Source organism: Pararobbsia alpina, from assembly GCF_902859895.1.
GTDB lineage: Bacteria > Pseudomonadota > Gammaproteobacteria > Burkholderiales > Burkholderiaceae > Pararobbsia > Pararobbsia alpina.
In genome coordinates, this window is the sequence record NZ_CADIKM010000034.1 from 47770 (window position 1) to 55003 (window position 7234).

Annotated in this window: 6 protein-coding genes; 5 read left to right on the forward strand and 1 reads right to left on the reverse strand. The window is 56.2% G+C overall.

Going from position 1 to position 7234, the window contains the following annotated elements:
- Nucleotides 1–17 precede the first annotated feature (17 nt).
- The 4 genes from priB to HV670_RS23285 all read left to right on the forward strand — a co-directional run bounded on the left by priB (nucleotide 18) and on the right by HV670_RS23285 (nucleotide 2603).
- Nucleotides 18–317, forward strand: coding sequence for a primosomal replication protein N (priB, locus tag HV670_RS23270; RefSeq protein WP_175107360.1), 300 nt, complete (start codon nucleotides 18–20; stop codon nucleotides 315–317).
- A gap of 2 nt (nucleotides 318–319) precedes the next feature.
- Nucleotides 320–601 carry a 30S ribosomal protein S18 gene (rpsR, locus tag HV670_RS23275; RefSeq protein ID WP_175107361.1) on the forward strand — a complete coding sequence of 94 codons (282 nt, stop codon included), beginning with the start codon at nucleotides 320–322 and terminating at the stop codon, nucleotides 599–601.
- A 24-nt stretch (nucleotides 602–625) separates the two neighbouring features.
- Nucleotides 626–1078 (forward strand): 50S ribosomal protein L9, encoded by a 453-nt coding sequence (gene rplI / locus HV670_RS23280; RefSeq protein ID WP_175107362.1) that lies wholly within the window; start codon nucleotides 626–628, stop codon nucleotides 1076–1078.
- Nucleotides 1079–1220: 142 nt separating this feature from the next.
- Nucleotides 1221–2603, forward strand: a complete 1383-nt coding sequence (locus HV670_RS23285; RefSeq protein WP_175107363.1) for a replicative DNA helicase — start codon at nucleotides 1221–1223, stop codon at nucleotides 2601–2603.
- 101 nt (nucleotides 2604–2704) lie between these two features.
- Here HV670_RS23285 and HV670_RS23290 read toward each other — a convergent pair whose 3' ends face one another.
- Nucleotides 2705–3763 (reverse strand): C40 family peptidase, encoded by a 1059-nt coding sequence (locus tag HV670_RS23290; protein WP_175107364.1) that lies wholly within the window; start codon nucleotides 3761–3763, stop codon nucleotides 2705–2707.
- A 520-nt stretch (nucleotides 3764–4283) separates the two neighbouring features.
- Here HV670_RS23290 and HV670_RS23295 point away from each other — a divergent pair.
- Nucleotides 4284–6377 (forward strand): NEL-type E3 ubiquitin ligase domain-containing protein, encoded by a 2094-nt coding sequence (locus HV670_RS23295; protein ID WP_175107365.1) that lies wholly within the window; start codon nucleotides 4284–4286, stop codon nucleotides 6375–6377.
- The last annotated feature ends 857 nt before the right edge of the window (nucleotides 6378–7234 follow it).

Genomic DNA, 7234 nt, shown 5'->3' on the forward strand with positions numbered 1-7234 from the left:
GCGGCCCGAGCGAGGCGTTGAACAGGCTGCAGCTCGACGCGCAAATCGTCGAACGTGAGCCCCTGCGTTATACCCCGGCCGGTGTGCCGATCGTCAACTGTGTATTGACGCACCGTGGGACGACGCAGGAAGCGGGCACCGCCCGCCAGACGGACCTGACGCTTGTGGCCATGGCCGCCGGCGAGATCAGCGGCAGTATCGTGAATCTCGACCTCGGCCAGGCAGCGCGCTTCGCAGGTTTCCTGGCACCGCGCAACCGCAACGCCAAGAGCTTGGTATTTCACATCACAGAATTGTTAGAGATTGAAAAGGACTGATCATGCCGCGTCCCACTGGTAAAGGTAAGAAGTTTGACCGCCGCCGCCAGCAGCAGAACCCGCTGTTCAAGCGTAAGAAGTTCTGCCGCTTCACCGCCGCCAATGTCGACCAGATCGACTACAAAGACCTCGAAACGCTGAAGGATTTCATCGGCGAAAACGGCAAGATCACGCCGGCCCGCCTGACGGGTACGAAGGCGCACTATCAGCGTCAACTGGACGCTGCAATCAAGCGCGCCCGGTTCCTGGCCCTGCTGCCTTACACGGACCTGCACAAGGCCTAAGCGTCGACCTTTCGGAGAATTCGAATGCAAGTCATTTTGTTGGAAAAGGTCGCGAACGTTGGCGATCTCGGCGAAGTCGCCAAAGTCAAGGACGGTTTTGCACGTAACTATCTGATTCCCCAACGTCTCGCCAAGCGCGCGACGAAGGAAAACCTCGCGACGTTCGAAGCCGAACGCGTGGAGCGGATGAAGGCTGCAGCGGAGAAGCTGGCCGTGTCGCAAGCACAAGGTGAAAAGCTCGCAGGCTCGACCGTTTCGATCAGCCAGAAGGCGGGTGTCGATGGCCGTCTGTTCGGTTCGGTCACGAACTTCGACATCGCCGAATCGCTGAAGGCCGGCGGTTTCGCGGTTGAGAAGATGCAAGTGCGTCTGCCCAACGGCCCGCTGAAGACGGTTGGCGAGCACGCTGTTCAGATCGCGCTGCACACCGACGTCGTCGTGGACGTGACGGTTGCGGTGATCGGCGAACACGCCTGAAGCAGCTGTCTTGATCTGAGCCGCTTGCGATGCTTCGCGCACTCGCCAGCGGCAAGGTTCGAAAAACGGAAACCCTCAAACGGTTTCCGTTTTTTTTCGCCGATGGGAATTGACGGCAACGCCGGGAATATAATCCCACTCCATGAATGCCAAAGATCCCCAAGTCGATTCGCTCAAAGTCCCACCGCATTCGGTCGAGGCCGAACAGTCGGTACTCGGCGGTTTGCTGCTCGACAATGGCGCCTGGGACCGCGTCGCGGATTTCATCCACGAGAGCGATTTCTACCGCTTCGACCACCGCCTGATCTTTCAGCACATCGGCCGCCTGATCGCCGCGACACGGCCAGCCGATGTGATCACCGTATTCGAGTCGCTGACCTCAGCCGGCAAGGCCGACGACGTCGGGGGCCTCGCGTATCTCAATGCGCTCGCGCAGAACACGCCGAGCGCGGCGAACATCCGACGCTACGCGGAAATCGTCCACGACCGGGCGGTGCTGCGCAAGCTGGTCACCGTCGCCGACGAAATCTCGGGCGACGCGTTCAACCCGCAAGGCAAGGAAGTCCGTCAGTTGCTCGACGAGGCGGAGGCAAAGGTTTTCGCGATCGCCGAAGCGGGTTCGCGCGGCACGCAGGGCTTTCTTGAAATCAAGCCGCTGCTGTCGCAGGTCGTCGAACGGATCGATACGCTTTACCACCAGGACAATCCAAGCGATGTGACCGGCACGCCGACCGGTTTTATCGACCTCGACCGGATGACCTCGGGCATGCATGGCGGCGAGCTGATCATCGTCGCGGGCCGTCCCTCGATGGGCAAGACGTCGTTCGCGATGAATGTCGCGGAATATGTCGCGGTCGAATATGGGCTGCCGGTCGCGGTGTTCTCGATGGAAATGCCGGGTACCCAGCTCGCGATGCGGATGATGGGGTCGGTCGGGCGGCTCGATGCGCACCGGCTGCGTACCGGCAAGCTGGTCGACGAAGACTGGCCGAAGCTTACGCACGCGATGCAGAAGATGAGCGAGGCGCAGATCTTCATCGACGAGCAGGGCGGTCTGAATCCGATGGAACTTCGTTCGCGCGCACGGCGATTGTCACGCCAGTGCGGGCAGCTTGGCCTGATCGTGATCGACTACCTGCAGCTGATGAGCGGTTCGTCGTCGGGCGAGAATCGTGCAACGGAAATTTCCGAGATCTCGCGATCACTCAAGAGTCTGGCGAAGGAACTCAATGTGCCGGTCATTGCGCTGTCGCAGTTGAACCGGAGTCTCGAGCAACGTCCGAACAAGCGTCCGGTGATGTCGGACCTGCGTGAGTCGGGTGCTATCGAACAGGATGCGGACGTGATCCTGTTCATCTACCGCGATGAGGTCTACAACCCCGACAGCCAGGACAAGGGCAGTGCGGAGATCATCATCGGCAAGCAGCGTAATGGCCCGATCGGTGTGGTCCGGATGACCTTCCTCGGTCAGTACACGAAGTTCGACAACTTCGCAGGCGGCAACGCTTTCTTTAACGCCGAGTAAGCTCACATCACGAGTACTGTACCGATCACGCATACGATTGCCGGTGCACTCGTTGGCGTCGGCACGACGCGCAAGCTCGGTGCGACGCGCTGGGGTGTCGCTCAACCACCTGTCGCAAAACGGGCGATCGGGTCATCCGCCGATGCGGGGGTACCGGGTAAATGAGGGGCATCACCGTCTGGCCGGCTTGCACGTGGCTCATCACGAGGCGATGCGCCGCTATTTCCAGGAGAGTGGTTGTTGCCCTCAACCCTTGAGTTCGCGAACGCCGCGATAGGGTCCACGGTGCTCGCGTGCTCGGCGGCAGCCTGAGTCTCGGCTGCCGCGCGAGAAGGGGGCGGTGGCTCGAAGGCATCGCTGGATCGGCTCGTCGCCTGAGCCTGTGGTTCAAACTTCGATTCTGTCGATGCCTGAGATTCGGCCGCGGCACGTGAAGGAGGTGGCGGCTCGAATGCATCGGCATTCGTCGGCGTTGACGTCCGCGCCTGCGACTCAGGCCGCGTTTGGACCACAAGCGGTTCCTGTGTCGATGCCTGCGTCTGTACCTGGGTCACCGCTCGCGACGTAGCCGGCTCGGGACTTGTCGACGTCATGAGTCTTGGCGCATCGAAGGGCGTCGCCGGTTTGTTGGTCGATGCGACGCGGCGAATGCCGTCGAAACGCTTGGCCCAATACGGATTCGAAATGTAATCGATGCGGACGGTGCCGCCTGTCGATGGTGCATTGACGAAACGATACCCACCGACATAGATGCCGACGTGAGAATGCGGGCGGCCCGTGGTGTTGAAGAAAATCAGATCCCCAGGCGCTACCTCATCAGGCTCGATCGAATGGCCGACAAGGCTCATTTCGGCCGTCGTCCGCGGCAGATCGACGCGTGCCGCCCGCGCCACCACATAACGGACCAGCCCGCTGCAATCGAATCCCGCATCGGGCGTATTGCCGCCCCAGCGGTAGGGCACGCCGACGAGACTCATTGCCTGAATCGACACTTCCTCTGCGCCGACACTATGGTCGACAAAAGCCGGAAGACCCGCGGGCGGCTTGAACGCACGCGGCGCGGTGCCCGTCGGCATACCGGCCGAACGCTCGTTGCGTGTCGGCGCGCTGGAACAAGCAGCCAGCGCGAGCACGATAATTAGTAGGCAGACTCGCAGCATGAGGAGGCGGGGAAGTCGCAGGGTGCACACTCAACCAGGACGAACGACCCTCCTTATAAGACCAGGGCACATCATAGGCTTGAATCGCATAGTTAAGAAAGCACTTTAACTTTTTTTGGCGCGCCATGTCGTGCCCGTCCCGCCACATGATGCGCAATGTAGGCGCTAGGTATGAGTGGAATATGAAAGAAATGATGGCTATTTTTCGAGGAAAATATAGGGGAGATTTTTTAAACTGCGGCTATTTCAAGAGTGCTCGAGTGAGGGCTCGATCCGCATTAATTGCCCGTGCGCCGTCATGAACGCCATGCCCTCGAATCGCGCTTCCCCGCCGCAGAATCATCTATCGCTTTTGGATCATTACTGGAGTGTGCTGATGCCTTGCGTGGGGTATTGAAAGAACGCAACAAAATCTCAGAAATACCGGATCGCTAAGCTAAAAGAATCGTCCGCATTCTATAGTTTAAAATCCATTTTATCGATATCCGCCAGACCGAAAGGTTGCCCTGCGTGACTCCGCGTGAAGTTATCCGATTACTTATCGAATCGGAAATATCATGCAGGTGCTGGTTTATATATAAATAAATTCGTATTTATGAATATAAGTCCATCAGGAAGCCGCCGCAGTTCACCTAGTTCACCTGTTTCGCAGTCCAATCTTGACGCCGTCCAGGAGTTGCTCGCTTCAAACCGAGCACCCTGTGACGTCGACACGACGGGGCTTCCTGAATGGCATGCCTGGGCAAGTTGTAATGGAACATCTCATGAAAAAAATGAAGCGCTTTCGAGAATAATTCAGTGTTTCCAAGAGAAAAATACTTCCCTGGATTTATCGCGATTAGGTCTTAGAGATTTGCCGAATAATCTACCGGAACATATCGAAGAACTCAAATTGAATGCGAATTCATTGAGTACTCTTCCTCGGTTGCCACCGTTCCTCAAAACGTTGGATGTCAGTTACAACTCCTTCACCTGCCTGCCTGAAAATTTGCCGGACGGCCTCGAGGAGCTTGATAGATCCCATAATGGTCTTAAATTTCTGCCGGGAAGGTTACCCGCAGCGTTGGAGAACCTTAACCTAAGGTGTAACGTGATCGAGAAGCTTCCCGAAAATTTACCTGCGGAGTTGCGATACCTGGACGCCGGACTGAATGAATTATCTTGGCTTCCCGATAATCTGCCCGCCAGCCTACTGACGCTCAATGCGGTGTATTGCGGTTTGCGCGGGTTGCCTAGCACACTGCCATCGAGCCTGTACGTACTGGAGATGAATCACAATTCGCTCCAACGTCTTCCAGAAACATTGCCTGAGAGCCTGGAATATTTGCGCGTAACCAATAATCAATTGACTCGACTTCCTGCCAGCCTTCCATCCAAATTACTAGAACTCAAGGTTGAAGGAAATCGAATAGAGGAACTGCCAAATGGACTTCCTAATTCGATTAGGCAAATTTGGGCTGGAAACAATCGTCTTAGAGGTGTTCCGACCAATTGGCCATCGTCGTTGACGTGGGCGTGTTTGAAGGAAAATCAGATTACCTCTTTGCCAGAAAACATATTTTCTGCTTTGGGAGGTGCTTTTTTGATGCTCGGCGGAAATCCACTTTCCGAGAGAACGCGTGCCGGCATTGCCCAAGGCAATCCCGATGTAGACACCACGGATGGACCAAGAATCTCGTTTACTACGGGTTCGGGCGACGCTTGGAAGCCGGCCTCTCAGCCGATCGAACAGGCAGTCGCCGACTGGTATCCGGAGAGTCGGCGAGACGAGATCGTTGCGAGTTGGGCAGACATCGATATCGAGCCCGGATCAAGCGCATTTAGTATCTTCCTTGGCCGGTTGCGCGATAGCGTGAATATCCACGACGAGGCGTTCGGAAGTGAGGTGCGTAAATGGCTAACTACCTTGTCGAATTCGCGTTCGCAGCGAGAGACAACGTTTGATGTCGCACTGGATGCGAGCGAGACGTGTGAAGATCGCGCCGCCTTGGCATTCGTCAAGATGCAAATTGCCACAATTTCAGAAGAGGTTCAGAGCGGAGCATATGACCACAGAATGGATGAACTCGTATCGCGTGCGAGGCAAGTGTTTAGACATACCTGCCTCGAATCCATTGCCGCCAAAAAGGTGCCGACCTTGCGCTTCGCCGACGAAATCGAGGTTCACCTCGCGTTCCAGGTCAAGCTCAATGAAGTCCTTCAATTGGGGTGGGCGGTGCGGGATATGCGATTTTTTGATGTGTCCGGGGTGACCGAAAGTGATCTTGCTAAAGCGATGACTGAAGTACAAACGCAGGAAAACGAACAGTTCGGCGCGTGGCTGGCGTGCTGGTCTCCATGGGGCTCAATGTTGAAACGCCATGACTGCGAGAAATACAACGCCGTACAAAATGCACTTTATCGGGAGGAGGAGCTATATTTGGAAGGTGAGGTCAATGACATGCATCGCGAAGTGGGTTTGGAAAATGATATGGATGTGAGGGTAGGTGCAGGAAAAGCAGCCATGGAGGCGATCGAACGGCGACTAAAAATACCGCTGACAATGGATTTCCTCGCAAATCAGGGGAAAACTCATCTATTGGATCCAGTATGGAACACGTCCGTGGACACGTAGGCGCAGGCATCGATGCTGTTTGCAGAAAAGCAGCCGCAGTCCATGGCACGTTTCCATATCGTATCGACTGATACGAGGTAATGGAGCTTAGGGCTAAAAAACCGGCCCCAGGGCAAGGGCCGGCTTCCTCAGATTGTATCTATCGGGTTTCCTACAGTATCTCTGACGCGTAGTCCGCGAGCCGCGAGCGTTCGCCGCGCGCGAGCGTCACATGCCCGCTGTGGCGCCAGCCCTTGGCGAAACCCGCGGCCAGTGCCATCAGCGTCTTGCCGGTACCGGCCTGGCAGAGTCATAGGCTTGAATCGCATAGTTAAGAAAGCACTTTAACTTTTTGGGGCGCCATGTCGTGCCTGTCCCGCCACATGAAGCGCAATGCGGGTGCTAGGTATGAGTGGAATATGAAAGAAATGATGGCTATTTCTTGAGGAAAATATAGGGGAAATTTTTGAACTGCGGCTATTTCAAGAGTGCTCAAGTGAGGGCTCGATCCGCATTAATTGCCTGTGCGCCGTTATGAACGTCATGCCGTCGAATCGCGCTTCCCCGCCGAGGAATCCCCCGTCCAGCGGTCCTGTTACTGTTGCTTCTTCATCATCCACGGACGGTAGATGGGAAATTCTTGAAGAATGGGATAGATGGGCCGGCAGGTCAACCTCGTTCGAGCGACGGCTCGCTGCGGTCAGCGCGGTGAGAACGTGTATCGAATATCAGGACCGCTACCTCGATCTTAGTTTTCTGGGGTTAAGGGCATCTCGTTATACACATCTTGACTGGCGAGTCTCGGTCGCGAAAAAGCGTGTTTACTTTCAATGACATAGAGCGGCGCTTGTAAACTGGCGGCGGATCGCGTTTACTCT